This window comes from Falsihalocynthiibacter sp. SS001 (assembly GCF_042445055.1).
Lineage (GTDB): Bacteria > Pseudomonadota > Alphaproteobacteria > Rhodobacterales > Rhodobacteraceae > Falsihalocynthiibacter.
This window is the reverse complement of record NZ_CP170339.1, coordinates 1,749,992-1,766,282: the sequence shown is the minus strand read 5'-3', so window position 1 is coordinate 1,766,282 and position 16,291 is coordinate 1,749,992. Positions and strand designations below refer to the sequence as shown.

At 53.4% G+C, this 16,291-nt stretch carries 17 protein-coding genes; 8 read left to right on the top strand and 9 right to left on the bottom strand.

Annotated features, from left to right (window positions below):
- The first annotated feature begins 30 nt into the window (after positions 1-30).
- The 6 genes from ACFE33_RS08515 to ACFE33_RS08490 all read left to right on the top strand — a co-directional run bounded on the left by ACFE33_RS08515 (position 31) and on the right by ACFE33_RS08490 (position 5,660).
- Positions 31-939, top strand: a complete 909-nt coding sequence (locus ACFE33_RS08515; protein WP_380052313.1) for a DMT family transporter — start codon at positions 31-33, stop codon at positions 937-939.
- Between the two features lie 147 nt (positions 940-1,086).
- Positions 1,087-2,178 (top strand): outer membrane protein transport protein, encoded by a 1,092-nt coding sequence (locus ACFE33_RS08510; RefSeq protein ID WP_380052311.1) that lies wholly within the window; start codon positions 1,087-1,089, stop codon positions 2,176-2,178.
- A 126-nt stretch (positions 2,179-2,304) separates the two neighbouring features.
- Entirely contained in the window at positions 2,305-3,165 is an 861-nt protein-coding gene (locus ACFE33_RS08505; protein ID WP_380052309.1) for an ATPase, read from the top strand.
- A 44-nt stretch (positions 3,166-3,209) separates the two neighbouring features.
- Entirely contained in the window at positions 3,210-4,136 is a 927-nt protein-coding gene (gene metA, locus ACFE33_RS08500; RefSeq protein WP_380052307.1) for a homoserine O-succinyltransferase, read from the top strand.
- Between the two features lie 47 nt (positions 4,137-4,183).
- A complete protein-coding gene (ppk2, locus tag ACFE33_RS08495; protein ID WP_380052305.1) occupies positions 4,184-5,047 on the top strand; it encodes a polyphosphate kinase 2 in 864 nt (287 codons plus the stop codon).
- The gene (locus tag ACFE33_RS08490) at positions 5,040-5,660 is read left to right on the top strand and encodes a TetR/AcrR family transcriptional regulator (protein ID WP_380052303.1); all 621 of its coding nucleotides are present in this window, start codon (positions 5,040-5,042) and stop codon (positions 5,658-5,660) included. The genes ppk2 and ACFE33_RS08490 overlap by 8 nt, the downstream gene beginning before the upstream one ends.
- A 48-nt stretch (positions 5,661-5,708) precedes the next feature.
- Here ACFE33_RS08490 and rpsI read toward each other — a convergent pair whose 3' ends face one another.
- From rpsI to ACFE33_RS08475, 3 genes are all read right to left on the bottom strand, one after another.
- Entirely contained in the window at positions 5,709-6,194 is a 486-nt protein-coding gene (gene rpsI, locus ACFE33_RS08485; RefSeq protein WP_380052301.1) for a 30S ribosomal protein S9, read from the bottom strand.
- A gap of 2 nt (positions 6,195-6,196) precedes the next feature.
- Complete coding sequence (rplM, locus tag ACFE33_RS08480) at positions 6,197-6,661, bottom strand: 50S ribosomal protein L13 (protein ID WP_380052299.1); 465 nt, start codon at positions 6,659-6,661, stop codon at positions 6,197-6,199.
- A 177-nt stretch (positions 6,662-6,838) separates the two neighbouring features.
- A complete protein-coding gene (locus ACFE33_RS08475) occupies positions 6,839-8,230 on the bottom strand; it encodes a PLP-dependent aminotransferase family protein (protein ID WP_380052297.1) in 1,392 nt (463 codons plus the stop codon).
- 93 nt (positions 8,231-8,323) lie between these two features.
- On the opposite strand from ACFE33_RS08475, the gene ACFE33_RS08470 reads away from it, so the two are divergent.
- The gene (locus ACFE33_RS08470; protein ID WP_380052295.1) at positions 8,324-8,557 is read left to right on the top strand and encodes a DUF1127 domain-containing protein; all 234 of its coding nucleotides are present in this window, start codon (positions 8,324-8,326) and stop codon (positions 8,555-8,557) included.
- 78 nt (positions 8,558-8,635) lie between these two features.
- Here ACFE33_RS08470 and ACFE33_RS08465 read toward each other — a convergent pair whose 3' ends face one another.
- On the bottom strand, positions 8,636-9,055 hold the full coding sequence (locus ACFE33_RS08465) for a PaaI family thioesterase (RefSeq protein WP_380052293.1): 420 nt from the start codon (positions 9,053-9,055) through the stop codon (positions 8,636-8,638).
- 4 nt (positions 9,056-9,059) lie between these two features.
- Entirely contained in the window at positions 9,060-10,628 is a 1,569-nt protein-coding gene (locus ACFE33_RS08460) for a helicase HerA-like domain-containing protein (protein ID WP_380052291.1), read from the bottom strand.
- 491 nt (positions 10,629-11,119) lie between these two features.
- Between ACFE33_RS08460 and ACFE33_RS08455 the strand changes: the two genes are divergently transcribed.
- Positions 11,120-11,773, top strand: a complete 654-nt coding sequence (locus tag ACFE33_RS08455; RefSeq protein ID WP_380052289.1) for an invasion associated locus B family protein — start codon at positions 11,120-11,122, stop codon at positions 11,771-11,773.
- 39 nt (positions 11,774-11,812) lie between these two features.
- Here ACFE33_RS08455 and ACFE33_RS08450 read toward each other — a convergent pair whose 3' ends face one another.
- From ACFE33_RS08450 to ACFE33_RS08435, 4 genes are read right to left on the bottom strand one after another with little or no spacing between them, the layout of a single operon-like run.
- Complete coding sequence (locus ACFE33_RS08450; RefSeq protein WP_380052287.1) at positions 11,813-13,021, bottom strand: beta-ketoacyl-[acyl-carrier-protein] synthase family protein; 1,209 nt, start codon at positions 13,019-13,021, stop codon at positions 11,813-11,815.
- Positions 13,018-13,281 carry an acyl carrier protein gene (locus tag ACFE33_RS08445; RefSeq protein ID WP_380052285.1) on the bottom strand — a complete coding sequence of 88 codons (264 nt, stop codon included), beginning with the start codon at positions 13,279-13,281 and terminating at the stop codon, positions 13,018-13,020. Before ACFE33_RS08445 ends, ACFE33_RS08450 begins: the two co-directional genes overlap by 4 nt.
- Positions 13,282-13,308: 27 nt before the next feature.
- A complete protein-coding gene (gene lpxD / locus ACFE33_RS08440; protein WP_380052283.1) occupies positions 13,309-14,397 on the bottom strand; it encodes a UDP-3-O-(3-hydroxymyristoyl)glucosamine N-acyltransferase in 1,089 nt (362 codons plus the stop codon).
- A gap of 26 nt (positions 14,398-14,423) precedes the next feature.
- The gene (locus ACFE33_RS08435; RefSeq protein WP_380052281.1) at positions 14,424-16,034 is read right to left on the bottom strand and encodes a murein L,D-transpeptidase; all 1,611 of its coding nucleotides are present in this window, start codon (positions 16,032-16,034) and stop codon (positions 14,424-14,426) included.
- Between the last annotated feature and the right edge of the window lie 257 nt (positions 16,035-16,291).

The window sequence follows — 16,291 nt, the reverse complement described above, 5'->3', positions numbered from 1 at the left end:
CGCCTAACGGCGCTCCCAATCGAGGTTGACATGGCTGATACGACAATAGCGCCGGCAAAGCGTTCCAATTTCGTGCAAGGCGCGATGTGGATGGTGGGTGCGGTCATTTCCTTTACGGTGATGGCCGTCTCAGGCAAGGCCGTAATGAGCGAGCTCGATACGTTCGAGCTTATGATGTATCGCTCGTTCACTGGCGTTATTATCGTTGTGGCCTATGTCATTCTGAGCCACCGCGGCTCTGAAATTACAACCGAAAAGCTCGGCGCGCATGTCGTGCGGAATCTGTTCCACTTTAGCGGTCAGAACCTGTGGTTCGCGGCGATCCTGATGATCCCGATCGCCAAGGTCTTCGCGATTGAGTTCACCTCGCCGATTTGGGTGTTGCTCCTCTCGCCGCTTGTGCTGGGAGAAAGCCTGACACGTAGCCGCGCGATGACCGCGTTTGCGGGCTTTATCGGCATTTTGATCGTTACGCGCCCAAGCTTCTCTTCGATATCGCTCGGAGAGATTCTTGCTGCCGTCGCGGCCATCTGCTTTGCGACAACCAATCTTCTGACACGGCGTTTGACGCGCACTCAGTCAATTACGGCGATTTTGTTTTACCTTACGGTGCTGCAGGCAATATTCGGCATCGTCATGTCCGCGTATGACGGTGAGGTCGCAGTCCCGAGCATGGGCCTCTGGCCATATGTCGTTGCTGTGGGCGTTGCGGGCCTCATGGCGCACCTTTGCCTGACGCGGGCGTTGTCGCTTGCACCTGCTGCTGCGGTTATGCCAATTGATTTCGCGCGACTGCCCGTTATCGCGATTGTGGGGTACGTTCTATATAACGAATCTATCGATATTTACGCGATGATCGGGGCGATGATTATCTTCGGAGCGAACTATCTGAATGTGGTCCACGAAGCCAAACTCACGAAGGCTCCTCCAGTACTCTAAACCAACGCTCGCTGATTGTTGCTTGATCCCCTCAGTTCAAGAGATAACGCAACGTAAAAAGGCCATTACGTGGGGTAAGAAATAGACATGCGCGGCATCTTGCCACTAGGAATAATTTCACTCGATTCCAAGTCCCAGGGAGGGAAAATGAAACATCTCGCGACTACCGTGGCATTGCTTGCTACGACCGCAGGATCTGCATACGCAGGCGGCATCCAACGCGCAACTGATAGCGTCCTTTTCATGTTCGAAGAAGGCAACTATGCCGAGTTTGAATTCGGAACGGTTAATGCTGACGTAAGCGGCTATCTTGATGCGGCACCGTCGGTTCAATCCGGTGATATGGCGCCCCGCTATAACACTGCGGCTCTCTCCTATAAGCATCAGCTCAACGAAAGCTGGTCGCTAGGTGTTCGTCTGTCCCAGCCATTCGGCGCGATCGTGGACTACCCTAGCGCAGCGGCAACGGGCTACCCAATCGGTGGTTCGAACGCTGATCTTTCGGTTAATGCGCTCACAGCAATTCTTCGTTACGAAACAGAGAACAACATCAGCGTTTTCGGTGGTCTGCGCGTTCAGCAAGCTCAGGGTGAAGTTGATCTCTTCTCCGGTGGTGCGTCCGCATACACAATGACAACCGACAAAGCGACCGACTATGGCTATCTTGTTGGTGCAGCTTGGGAAAATCCAGCAATCGCAGCACGCGTTGCTCTAACATACCACTCCGCTGTTACGCACGATTTGCAATCGACAGAATTTGGCGCATTTGCCACAGAGTTCGAAACAGTTACACCACAATCCGTAACGCTTGAATTCCAAACTGGCATCAATGAAAGCACGCTCTTTTACGGTAGTGTCCGTTGGGCGGATTGGTCCGAGTTTCAAATCAACCCACCGCTCTATGCGGCAAACGTAAGCCCAACACCGCTTGTGTCCTATGACGACGACGTAATCACTTACTCGCTTGGTCTTGGTCGCAAGTTCACTGAAAAGTGGTCGGGTGCCGTTACCGTTGATTATGAGCAAAACACAGGCGGTTTCACAGGCAACCTTGGCCCAACAAACGGTTTGGCGTCGATCGGTCTTGCCGCGTCATATGACATGGACCCTGTGACAATCACATTCGGCGCACGCTATGTGGCGCTCGGTGATGCCGCAACACAACTTGGCGGAACAACAACGACGTTCAGCGACAACTCCGCAATCGGTGCAGGTGTTCGCATTGGCTATAACTTCTAATTAGCTCCAGAAGTATGGTATGAACTGGGCTTCGCTGGCAACGGCGGAGCCTTTTCTTTGCGCGCGGAATTGACCGTCACCGCCTTGCTCGCTACGAGAGGAAAACACAACTCGAAAGCGTAACGCATGATCCCCTCCGCCCAAGAATGGACTCAGTCGCCACAAAAACGTGCCCTTCTGTTTGGAATGTCGGGCCTTGGCAAAACGCATGTTTCCAATATGTTGCGCGCCTCTGGCGAATGGTTCCATTACTCGATCGATTACCGTATCGGCACGCGGTATATGGGCGAGTTTATCGTCGATAACTTCAAGGCTCATGCGCTACAGGATCCATTCCTCGCGGAGCTTCTGCGCAGCGATAGCATCTATATTGCCTCAAACCTGACCTTCGAGAATCTCGACCCGCTTTCCACCTATCTTGGCAAGCCGGGAAATCCCGAGCTCGGCGGCCTTCCCATCGAAGAATACATGCGCCGTCAGAAGCAACACCACATCGCAGAGGTCAGCGCCCTGTTGGATACCCCCTATTTCATCAAGCGCGCGCTCGAACTCTATGGCTATCAGAATTTCATCTGCGACTCTGGCGGCTCGATTTGCGAGGTTGTCGATCCTTGGAATCCAGACGATGAGGTGCTCAAGACTCTCTCCGGCGAAACACTCATGATCTGGATTGAAGGCAGCGAAGAACACACCCAAGCGCTCATTGACCGCTTCAACCGCTCACCCAAGCCTATGTGCTATCAATCCAGCTTCCTTTTGCCATTCTGGACCGAATACCTAGAGGAGCGCGATATCGACGGGAGCAAGGTTGATCCGAACGACTTTATTCGCGCCGCATACCGCCGTGCCTTGACCGCGCGCCAACCGCGATATCGTGCGATGGCCGAGAACTGGGGCGTTTCCGTTCCGGCGAGTGAAATCGCGCGTCTGAAAACCCCACAAGATTTTGAAGACCTTGTTCGTCAAACCCTTGAGAACCGCGCCTAAGCGGCCTATCTATCCACTTCAACTCAGAAAAAAGAGACAGTTACATGCCGATCAAAATCCCATCCACCCTTCCCGCTTACGAGGTTCTCTCGAGCGAGGGCGTGATGGTGATGGACGAGCAACAAGCCTCTCGTCAGGACATCCGCCCGCTCCAGATTGGCCTCTTGAATCTGATGCCCAAGAAAATCCAGACCGAGACCCAGTTCGCGCGTCTGATCGGGGCAACACCGCTTCAGATTGAGCTAACACTCATCCGCATGAGCGAGCACCAGACAAAAAATACCGCTGCGGAGCACATGGAGACGTTTTATCGCACCTTCGCAGAGATCAAGGACCGCAAGTTTGACGGCCTCTTGATCACCGGCGCGCCGATTGAGCACCTTCCTTTTGAGGAAGTGACATATTGGGACGAGCTGCGCGAGATTATGGACTGGACCCAGACCAACGTCCACTCGACCTTCGGCGTTTGCTGGGGCGGAATGGCGATGATCCATCACCTTCACGGTGTTCAGAAACACGTGCTCGACCACAAGATTTTCGGATGCTACCGTCATCAGAATCTCAATCCCAGCTCGCCATATCTGCGTGGTTTTTCGGACGATTTCGTCATACCCGTAAGTCGCTGGACGGAAATACGGCAGTCAGAAATTGATGCCGCGCAAAACCTGACGACGCTCCTTGGAAGTGACGAATCCGGCCCTTGTTTGGTAGAGGATCCCGATCATCGTGCGCTCTATATTTTCAACCACTTTGAATATGACTCTGGAACGCTCAAAGAGGAATATGACCGCGATGTTGAGGCAGGGAACGCGATCAACGTTCCGAAAAATTACTATCCGAACGATGATCCGACCAAACAGCCGCAAAATCGTTGGAGAAGCCACGCGCATTTGCTCTATGGCAACTGGATCAACGATATTTACCAAACAACGAAATATAACCTAGACGAGATTGGAACCAAAGCTGGTTGAAATGCCGCTATCTGCACGCCATACTTGAATAAATCAGGAGACTTCCGATGGATTTGCCTTTCGATGGCGCAATAAGCCGATATTTCAACGAAGAAGCCCCAGAAGACGTCCGAGAAGCGATTAAATCCGCCGACAAGGACGAAATTCTGGCGTCGGATTACCCTTATCGCCGCACAATGAAGAAGGGTGATTACGAGGACGAGATCGAGGCTCTGCAATGCGAATTGGTCAAACTCCAATCCCATGTAAAGGCACAGGGCAAGCGTATCCTCATTGTCTTCGAAGGGCGAGACGCAGCAGGAAAAGGCGGCGTTATCAAACGCATACGTGCCAATCTTAATCCTCGAACCGCCAAGGTTGTTGCCCTGCCCAAACCAAATGACCGCGAAGCCGGTGAGTGGTATTTCCAACGCTATGTTGATCACCTCCCGACGGTGGGTGAAATCACGCTGTTTGATCGGAGCTGGTACAATCGTGGCGTGGTTGAGCACGTATTTGGCTTCTGTACACCAGATCAACGCGATCATTTTTTCTCACAGCTACCCTACTTTGAAAAGATGCTTGCGAATGAAGGATATTACTTCAAGAAGGTCTGGCTCAACGTCGGTCGCGCCGAGCAATTGCGCCGTTTCCTTGATCGCGAGAAAGACCCGCTAAAGCAATGGAAACTCAGCAATATTGACGTCGAAGGCCTCAAGAAATGGGACACCTACACCGACGCAATTTTCGAGACCCTTAAAAAGAGCGACTTCGACGGCGCGCCATGGACCATCGTGAGATCCGACGACAAAAAGCGCGCACGGATTGCCACGATTAAAGCGATCCTTCGCGATTTCGACTACGAGGGTAAAGTCCCAATGGGCGATCCTGATCCATTGATTTGCGGCGACCTCGGTGTGTGGAATGGTTAAGAAACGCGGTTATCACCACGGAAACCTTCGGCAAGCATTGGTAGAAGCGGCCCTAAGCCTCATTGAATCCAAGGGCCCGAACGGTTTCACGCTCTCTGAAGCGGCCAAAACTGCGGGCGTAACTCCTGCTGCGGTTTATCGTCATTTCGAAGGGCGCGAGGATTTGATCGCCGAAGTTGCCCTGCAAGGCTATGAAATCTTTGGGGATTTGATGGAGTATGCCTACTCGACAGGCCAGCCTTCTGCCCTCGCGAGTTTTGAGGCAACTGGAAGGGCATATCTCGCGTTTGCGCGCCGTCATCCGGGCCATTACGTGGCGATGTTTGAGAGCGGAATTTCCGTTAACCGCACGCCAGAACTCGCCGCCGCCGCGAAAAAGGCCAAGGGAACACTTGAGCGCGCCGCCAGCGAACTCTCTCAGCACATCCCCGCGGACAAACGCCCACCGGCCAGCATGTTCTCGGCACATATTCTGGCGCTGAGCCACGGTGTTGTGGAACTCTTTGCGCGGGGCGCACCCGGCATCATTGCGCCCTTCCCGCCCGAAGACCTGCTTGAAACAGGCATCGGAATCTATTTGCGCGGGCTAGGTCTGATCGACGCGGACCATTAAAAAAGGGCCGCGAAATTCGCGACCCTTTGAATTGGTAATTCCCAAAACTTAACGCTTGGAGAACTGGAAGCTCTTACGGGCTTTTGCCTTACCGAACTTCTTACGCTCAACAACGCGGCTATCGCGTGTGAGGAAGCCAGCCGCCTTAAGCGCACCGCGCAAGGAGGGTTCGTAAAGTTGAAGCGCTTTCGAGATACCGTGCTTAACCGCGCCAGCTTGGCCGGAAAGACCGCCACCTTTAACAGTTGCAACAACGTCGAATTCGCCTTCAACGCCAGCAACAGTGAAAGGCTGACGAAGGATCATTTGGAACACTGGGCGTGCAAAGTAAACAGGCATATCTTTGCCGTTTACTGTGATTTTGCCGGAACCAGGCTTGATCCAAACGCGAGCAACCGCGTCTTTACGCTTACCAGTCGCATACGAACGGCCGAGGCTGTCGCGAACTGGCTCACGAGGAGCGGCGACTTCTTCTGCGGAAACGCCGTCAACAACTGTGTTCAGATCGTCGAGTGTTTTGATTTCTTCAGACATGCTTATGCACCCCGCGAGTTTTTGGAGTTCATGGCTTTCACGTCCAGAACTTCAGGTGACTGGGCTTCGTGGCCGTGCTCTGTGCCTGCATAAACGCGCAGGTTTGTCATGAGCTTGCGGCTCAGACGGTTGCCAGGCAACATGCGCTGAACAGCTTTAGTCAAAACGCGCTCGGGGTATTGGCCCTCGATGATTTGACGTGCTGTGCGCTGTTTGATGCCACCAGGGTGACCAGTGTGCCAGTAGTAGATTTTGTCGTCACGTTTTTTGCCAGTCAGCTGAATTTTGTCAGCGTTGATAACAATAACGTTGTCGCCCATATCCATAGAAGGTGTGAACGAAGGCTTGTGCTTACCGCGCAAGCGTGTAGCGATGATCGAAGCAAGGCGGCCCAAAACAACGCCTTCGGCGTCGATGATGATCCACTTTTTATCGATATCTGCTGGAGTCGCAGAGAAGGTTTTCATGTAAATACCCTATCAGAGTCGGATGAGAGTATGGGCAAACCCCATACCGTGAATTGATGAGCGGGTTATAAAGACGTTGCGCGCAGAAACAAGTGCAAAAACACCTAAATAAACAAGCAAAAACAACACATTAACAATTAGGTATAATAATACCCCATACTATTTCGCGATTTCAAGCTAAATTTCCGCGTCCTGTTCGGGATGTTGCAGGATATTGTTGATCTCTCTTAATGCTGAGGTCCGACGATCCGTATCGCCGCCCGCGTTAATCGCAAGGCGCACAGCGTTTGGAGAGTTTCCGTCCGGCAGGGCAAATTCATCTGCGGGTTTCACGCGTATACCCCTTGTTTTGCATGCCACTGCAAAGCTCGAGCCACGCCATCCCTTGGGCATTTTCAGCCAGATAAACGGTGCATCCGGACGCCAACGGATATCCCAACGCCCCAAAGTGTTCAGAGCCTCATGCACACGGGATTGGCAGCTTTGCACAACCTGTTTACGAATATCACTCGCCGCACCAGAGAGGATCAACTCCTCGCAGAGATCCAAGATAGGTTGCGGCAGGCCATAGAAGTTCGACTGCGCAACCTGCCGTGTCACTGGTGCCAGATCAACAGGTGGCACCATATACCCAAAGCGCAAACTGGCCGCGACACTCTTGGTCAGAGAGCCGATATACCACGCAAGTTCCGGCGCGATGGCGCGATATGAGAGCGATTTCGGCGTCGCGATCCGATGGCAATCGTCCTCGATAATCTGAACGTTATGATGACGCGCTATTTCAGCGATCTGGCGCTTGCGTTCGAACGGTGTGTTAATGGTCGTCGGGCTGTGGACTTCAGCAGAGGTCAGTAATACCTGCCCGCCATGCTGGCGCACCGCTTCCTCAAATGCCTCGGGAATGATGCCCTGACTGTCCATTTTCACCCCAACAATTTCGGCCCGCAAGAGTTGCGCAGCACGACGCACGCCAGGATAGGCGAGCTGTTCGGTCATGATAACAGGATGCGCGCCCCGCAGGATAGTTTGAAGCGCAAGGATACAACAGTTTTGCGCCCCGACACCCAACACAACATCATCCTCGTCAAACCTACCGGCATGGGTTGGACCGATCCATTCGCGAACCGCTCGCCGCGCTGCCACATCGGTAACGAAAGTTGGATAATCGACGAATTTGTTTTCAGCGTTGCGGGCTACACGCGCAAGGATGTTGTTTATGACTTCGCCCTGCCCCAAATCCGGCACTCGACAGCTGCGAAAATCAACTGCGCTGTCATTCACAACATTAATCAGGCTGTCCTCTGGGTTCGCACGGGCATAGCTGCGTTCGGCCACGAATGTCCCGCGCCCAACAGCCGCCTGAAGCACACCATCCTCCACAAGCCAGCGATATGCACGCGCTACGGTTCCCGGTGTGATCTTCAACGCCCAAGCCAAATCACGCACCGGCGGAAGGCGTTCGCCCTTGGCAAGCTGCCCTGTAACAACCGCATCGCGGATCGCATTGGTGAGCGTTTTGTACTTGGGCCCTTGAGCCACGGACAGATCGGGGAACCAAATTGTATTCATCACAATCTTTCGTTGGACATGAATTTGTACCGATTGTATCACCAAATCACGAAACAGCAAACGGATTGTACCAACACAGATTAGGAAATAGCCATGACAATGACATCAGCAAACCACACGCGGCCCCTGAACTATCTAGAGAGCCGCCGTACGCTTCCACCACTTGGGCTACTTGCGTTGCGCGTGGCGGTCATTGTCACGAAATGGGATCAACGAGCGAGAACACGACGTTCCCTTAACAATATGACGGATTCCGATCTCAAAGACATCGGTATCACACGCGGCGAGGCTCTTACGGAGGCCCGTCGTCCGTTCTGGAAGGATTAACATCCCCCCTTTCGGAACCTCTTCCTGGCCGGGGCAATGCTCCGGCCTTTTTTGTACCAATTGCAATTACAATTGTACCTATCTTGTGGGTGGAATCGAGTATGTCGCCGTCGCACGCGCCACGGGGCCACTCGCTCCCTCAGATTGTATCAATACATCGCCAACTGCCAGAACACGCCCAAGCTTTAACAATCGTGCCGTAGCGACAAGTGGCTTGCCCGCGATTGGCTTACGCATAAAATCAATACTCGCGTTGGTCGTTACAGCAAGCTCAACAGGCCCTATCCGCGCCAAGATCGCCAAGTAAACAGCCACATCCGCAAGCGCAAACATCGTTGGCCCAGAGACTGTTCCCCCCGGACGCAGATGCCCATCACGGGTCGGCATTTCCACGACACAGCCGTCTTGAGTCACTTCGCGGACCACAAAACCATCCGCCTGTGGAAAGCGCTCCTTAAGGAAAGTGTTTAGCGCTGCCTCGTCCATCAAAATCGTCATATTGCTATCGCCCTTTGAAAATCCCGCCAAGAATGCCCCGTACGATCCGGCGGCCTGTGGTTCCGTTCAACTCTTTGATGACGGCGTTTGTCATCGCTTCGCCAAAACTCTTGGTCGTACGATTGGACGTGGCGCGCGTAGAGCGGGCACTTGAGCGGCCTACCCGACTTCCGTGATAGCGCCGCGCCGTTTTGTATTCGCGCTCAATGGCGGGGGCATCCTCCAACTCATTCTCGATCTGCTCTGCTGCCTTTGCTGCCTCCTCCGCACGGGCGGCAAGAATTTCATACGCTGAGTGACGATCAAGTAACGTTTCGTATTTTCCCGCCACAGGCGAGCCGGCAATCACTTCGGCACGTTTTTCCTTGGTTATCGGGCCGAGCTGGCTACTTGGCGGGCGGATTAGGGTGCGTTCCACAATTCCGGGGATGCCTTTTTTCTCAAGCATACTCGTCACGGCTTCGCCAACTCCGACCTCGCGGATAACGTCTTCGGTGGAGAAACGCGGGTTGTCGCGATAGGTCTCGGCGGCGAGTCGAAGCGCCTTGCGGTCCTTCGCGGTGAAAGCGCGCAGAGCGTGTTGTACGCGATTACCAAGCTGTCCCAGAATATCCTCGGGAACGTCATCTGGGCTTTGGGTGATGAAATAGACACCCACCCCTTTTGATCGAATCAAACGCGCGACCTGTTCAACTTTGTCCACCAGCGCCTTGCTGGCGTCGTCAAAGAGCAAATGAGCCTCATCAAAGAAGAAAACGAGCTTGGGCTTATCAGGATCGCCAACTTCGGGTAGCTCCTCAAACAACTCGCTCAACAACCATAACAGGAAGGTCGCATAGAGCGTCGGCGCGCCCATGAGTTTGTCCGCAGCGAGGATATTCACCTGTCCATCGCCCGCCTCGTTTACCTTCATAAGGTCCGAAAGAGCCAAGGCTGGCTCGCCGAAAATCCCAGCGCCGCCTTGGTTCTCAAGCACCAATAGACGGCGTTGAATAACTCCAATGGATTGGGATGAAACCGTACCGTAGCGCAGTGTAAGTTTGCCCGCGTTTTCTCCCAGCCAAACCAAGAGCGCTTGCAAATCTTTCAAGTCCAGAAGCGGCAACCCTTCTTCGTCCGCAAGTCGAAACGCGATATTCAGAATACCTTCTTGTGCCTCGGACAGCTCCAACATCCGCGAGAGCAAAAGCGGCCCCATCTCGGCAACGGTTGTGCGCACGGGATGCCCCTGCTCGCCGAAGACATCCCAGAACGTGACGGGAAACGCACGATAGTCGTATTCGGTAAAGCCGATCTTCTGCGCCCGTGATGTAAAGGACTCGTGCAGCTTGAAAGCCTCGCTCCCCGAAGCCGCCAGTCCCGAAAGGTCCCCCTTCACGTCCGAAAGGAATACAGGCACGCCCGCCTTGGAAAATCCCTCGGCCAAAATCTGTAACGTAACTGTTTTACCCGTACCAGTAGCGCCCGCGATCAAGCCGTGACGGTTCGCGTATTTGAGCTTCAGCCTCTGAGGGTCGGTATAGTCAACACCTCCACCGCCAATAAAAATTGTATCGAGCTGATCCGTAGCCATAGTTATTCTCCGTAATGCGCAGAATTATCCAATCGTAACATAATCTTAATTTACATCAGATAGCGTAAACAGTGTTCAGGCAATAGTCTCCCTTTGTTTGAACGCTTTCCTTCTAAATAGATGCCGTCGCCTTCGGGCGCGGCATTTATTCGTATGGAAAATTATTTCGCAAATCTTTACAAAAAAGCACAGTTTTCCTGTTGACGGATATAAAACAAGAACGTAGCGTGCTGCTTAATAATATTGGTCGGCAAGTCCGACAGGGAGCGACATCAAAAAGGGCCTTGGTTTCAAGGCCCTTTTTCATTGCCTTCATGTCATCAAAATTGGGCCACCATGGCGCGGCAAAATAGATGCAAGATACGCATCAGCATATACTTGCCCATCTGTTCACAATTCATAACCGAGCGACGCATTCGATAAATTCAATCCTGACAGCCCCGTACAGACGTGATAAATGCGGGTAAACGAGCAACAAGAACGGACCAAATATGAATATTGCGACGAAATCCATTTTTGCAGCATGCGTCATCGCATTGCCCACATTCGCAATTGCACAAGATGCGAGCACTGCTGAGAACGCCGAGGCGACAGAAGCAACGGAAACAGCACCAAGCGCTCCGGTTGAGGAGCTCTCGACAGGCCAGCCAGTACACCCCGGTTTGCCTGGCAAAGACGATGCCGAAGTGGGCGAGGAATACTTGCTAGAAACTTCCGGCGATTGGGAGCTTCGCTGCGCCAAAACTGACACCGAGAAAGACCCGTGCCAGATGTATCAACTTCTTCGCAACGAAGAAGGCCCATTTGCCGAGATTTCGCTCTTCCCGATCAACGAAGACGGCAACAAAGCCGTTGCTGGCGCGACAATCATTACGCCGCTCGACACAATGCTCGCACCGGGTATCTTGATCGCAGTGGATGGAACAAACGCACGCCGCTATCCTTTTGCGTGGTGTAGCAGCGTTGGCTGTATCGGTCGTCTTGGCTTCCTTCAAGAAGACATCGCCGCATACAAGAAAGGCAGCGTTGCTGACCTTCAGATCATTCCAGCAGTTGCACCAGACCAAACAGTCACGGCCCAAGTATCCCTCACAGGGTTTACCGCAGCCTATGACAAATTGGTTGAGATGCTTAACGCCGAATAAGTCATTTGCCCGCGTTCTAATAGAGCGCGGGCAATTCCACTAAATACGTTTTAGCGCCAAAACAGCATTCAACCCGCCAAACGCAAACGCGTTCGAGAGCACATGCTCGACCTTAGCTTCACGCGCGATATTCGGCACCACATCAAGCGCGCACTCTGGATCTTCCTGCTCATAGCCGATCGTCGGGGCAATAACCCCGTCACGCAGCGCCATAATGCAGGCCAGCAATTCGACCGCGCCCGTGCCGCCAATCAAATGCCCGTGCATCGATTTGGTCGAACTAATCATCAGATCATCCGCAGCCGTTCCGAAAACATCCGCAACCGCGGCGCATTCGGTTTTATCATTTGCCGCAGTCCCCGTGCCGTGCGCATTTACATAGGCCACTTGCGAGGGATCAAGTTTGGCATCTTGCAACGCCCCCGCAATCGCACGCGCCGCGCCTTGCTTGGATGGCATCACAATATCCGAAGCATCCGAACTCATAGCAAAGCCAACGACCTCCGCAAGGATCTCTGCGCCACGTGCGCGCGCATGCTCGTACTCCTCAAAGACGAACACGGCCGCACCCTCGCCCTGCACCATGCCATTTCGATTGGCCGAGAACGGACGACAGGCATCACGCGTCATCACGCGCAATCCTTCCCATGCTTTGACACCGCCAAAGCACAGCATACTTTCCGAACCACCTGTCAGCATCGCATCCGCCATGCCGCAACGGATCATATTAAATGCCTGCCCCATCGCGTGATTGGAGCTGGCGCATGCTGTCGCTACGGTAAAGCTCGGCCCCTTGAGGTTATACTCCATCGAGACGTGCGAAGTCGCGGCGTTGTTCATCAATTTGGGTACAACAAAGGGGTGAACGCGGTTTTTACCTTCTTCATATACTGAACGATAATTCTCGTCCTGCGTGTTCATTCCGCCCCCGGCAGTCCCCAGAATAACCCCGGAACGATACGAGAGCTGCCCTTCGAATTCGATACCCGATTGCGCCATCGCTTCTTTGGCAGCGATCAACGTGAACTGGGTGTAGCGATCATAGAGAGCGATCTGCTGGCGATTGAAGAGCTGTTCGGCATCGTAGTCCGTCACTTGCCCGCCAATGGTGATGGACAACCGCTCTACGTCACGAAACTGAAGCGGGCCGATGCCGCATCGTCCCTCGCGCATTGCCTCCATCGTTGCAGTGGCGGTGTGGCCAAGCGCATTGATCGCGCCCTGCCCCGTAATGACAACGCGCTTCACGACTGTTGCTCGTCCACAAGGCCTTGAACCGCGCCCACGATGGACTGCACAGACGAAATGTCGAATTCGCTCTCGGACGGATCATTGGCGTTAAAGGGCACCTGAATGTCAAAGGCTTCTTCGATTGCAAAGATAGACTCGACCAATCCAAGGCTATCGATTCCAAGGCTATCGAGAGTGCTTTCTGGTGTTACATCCGAAACATCCAGAACGGCTTGCTCGGCGATAATTTCATAGATTTTTTTTTGTACGTTTGGCATTGATTGCCCCTTCTGCTCTGGGCTGATCTAGTCTTTTTGCACCAAGTTTGAAACAGTTTTTTGAAGTTCGCGGAATTGCGTCATCAGGCGCGGCAGACGGCGCATTGCTTTCTGTATCTCCATCTGGCTCTCCATTTTCACCGCAGGACTTCCGAGGATAACTCGGCCCGCAGGAACATTGGTGAATACCTTGGTCGCGCCACCCGCGACAACGTCATCGCCAATGAATATATTGTCGCTAGCGCCGCATTGTCCGCCCATGACAACACGGTTCCCGATGCGCGTAGAACCCGCGATCCCAACCTGACCACAGAGAAGACAGTCTTCACCGACCTGAACGTTATGGCCAATGTGCACCTGATTATCCAACTTGCTGCCCGATCCAATCGCGGTGTTGCGAATTGTGCCACGATCAATCGTTACATTTGCGCCGATCTCGACATTATCACCGATAGAGACCGCGCCGAGGCTGTGAATCCGTGTCCAGCTTTGAGCATTTGTTTCGCCTTGGTCGCCAAGGCTTTCACGCGCTTTCTCGACACCTGATTTTTCCGGCGTCACAAATGAAAACCCGTCCGCGCCGACAACGGCTCCGTGATTGGCAATGAAATCGTCGCCAATCTGTACTCGCGCACCGATCCGCACACCTGCGCGCAACAACGCGTTGTCACCGATGTTGGCGCCTTCTTCGATGCTACAATGGCTAGAGATACGCGCATTTGCGCCTATCTTGGCGCCCGCACCAATCACGACGAACGGCCCGATAGCAGCATTGGCTCCGACGCTCGCGCTGGGGTCGATTACTGCGGTGCAATGAATACCGTCGATTTGCGGACCGGGATCGAGAAGCGAGGTCAGACCCGACATCGCGTATCTGGGGCGCGGAACAAAGATCGCAGCCTTAAGGCCAAGAGCCTCCCAATCCGCGCCTTGCCAGAGTATTGCCGCCTGCGCCGCGCCTTGGCCAAGGCCTTCTTCGTACTTCTGATCCATCGCCAAGGCGAGATCCGAAGCCGTCGCGCTCGCGGGTTCGGACACGCCCGATATTTCAAAATCCAGTTTCCCGAAAGCCTGCGCCCCAAGAGCCTCTGCGATTTCTGCGATTGTGTGAACCATAATGCTCCCCATCCTATGGGGAAGATTTAGCTACGAACCTCGCGCAATGAAACCCCAGCGTTCATCATTGCCTCAAATATCTTTGCGTCACGTCCGTAAACGTCGCGGCGATAGTTCATTTGCCCCTTGGGATCACTGATTGCGGTCCGATAGACAATATGGACCGGAACAGTCTGTTTCAGCGGAACAGTTGTTTCCTTGCCCGTGTTCAAACGCGCCTTGAAATAACCTTCTGGGTCCGCTTCCTGACGGGCCAGCAACGCAAAGGCGAAATCCTGAGGATCGCGCAGACGGATGCACCCGTGGCTAAAGGCGCGGCTCTCGCGGCCAAACAGGTTCTTTTGCGGTGTGTCGTGCAAATAGATGTTGTGCGAATTCGGGAACATAAACTTTACAAGCCCCAACGCATTGCTCTGGCTCGGCGGTTGCTTGATCGCGTAAGGAAAGCTGCGCTGCGTATATTGGTTAAAGTCTTTGTTTGCTCGGCTCACGATTTGGCCACGCGAGTTGATTAAGCGCAGATGTGACACGGCGTTGGGGTTTTTCTTGAGCATCGGAAGATACTCTTTCACGGCGATAGAGCGCGGCACATTCCATGTCGGATTGATAACCATATGCTCCATGACATCGGAAAACTCTGGCGTGCGGCGATCTTCGGTGTTCTTGCCAACCACCGAACGGGTTTCGAATGTTACCTTGCCATCATCAATAATGCGCGCGTGGAAATCGGTGATATTGACCCAGACGTGACGCTCGCCACGCTCAAGACGGTTCAGCCAACGCTCGCGTTCCATTGCGACCATAACCGATTTCAAACGGTCCTGAGGTCCTTGGTTCACCTCGGCAATCGTACCGCTTCCGGCGACACCGTCAGACGCAAGTCCATGCGCAAGCTGGAACTGTTGCACCGCTTTTTGCATGTTGACGTCATAAGCTTGGCTCGCTGTCCGCTTGAGGTAACCCATTGCAATCAAGCGGTTACGAAGCGCAACAACGCCACGACCGCTATCGCCGGGCTCAAGTTTTTGCGAAGGAACTTGCTCGCCCCAGCCGCCGTTATCAATAATTTTCTCTAGCCGCAGCTTTTCTTTGGTAAGGCGCAGATACTCGGGATCCTTGGGCGCCAAATTCTTCAGAAAGCCAGCGGGAGAGGATTTTGCGAAGGCCTCAAGCATTTTGGTAGAGTTATAGCGCGGAACCTTGCGCACAATGCCGCTATCAACCTTTGAGGGCGTCACCACCCCGCTCGAGAGATCGTGCGCATAACGCAGGAAGAGGCGGCTGAGCTTGACTTCAAGATGGCCGAGCTCGCGCTGGGAATTAACTTCGCGCAGGCCGTTCTTGACTGTGTCCAGATCATAGCGCGCAACAGGAAGGCCATGCACGCCTGCATTCGAGATCGCCTGAAGCAAGGCGGCGCGACGCGCGGCATCTTGGCCACCTTTTTGTGTCCAGATTGGCTCGAAATTGCGCGCGCGATAGAATTCCGCGACCGCTTTACTCTTGGATGATTCTTCGGCGACGGCCTGTTTGAACGCCGTAATCTCGGCGTCAGCACGGCTTGGTGCGACGATCGATGCAAACATCAATGTCAGCATAATTAGGAAACTGGAAGCACGCGCTCGCGACAAAATCATCTTATCCTCATCAAATTCTTTTTTTGGCCGAATACGTAAGTCTAGGTTCAAAATCAACAAACTATCTAATCACGTTTGCGCGTTTTCCGAACTCTTTTGGAGAGTGTAGCCAAAATGATTAACATTTGATCTCTCCCCAGCCAAAAGCCCGCCATATAGGTCAATTCAGCAAAAATTCGCCTATTTTCACGAAATCTTGAAATTCTCTAGAATCACCTCTTGGAGAAAAAAGGGAGCTGTGCCATAAAATTTGTGCA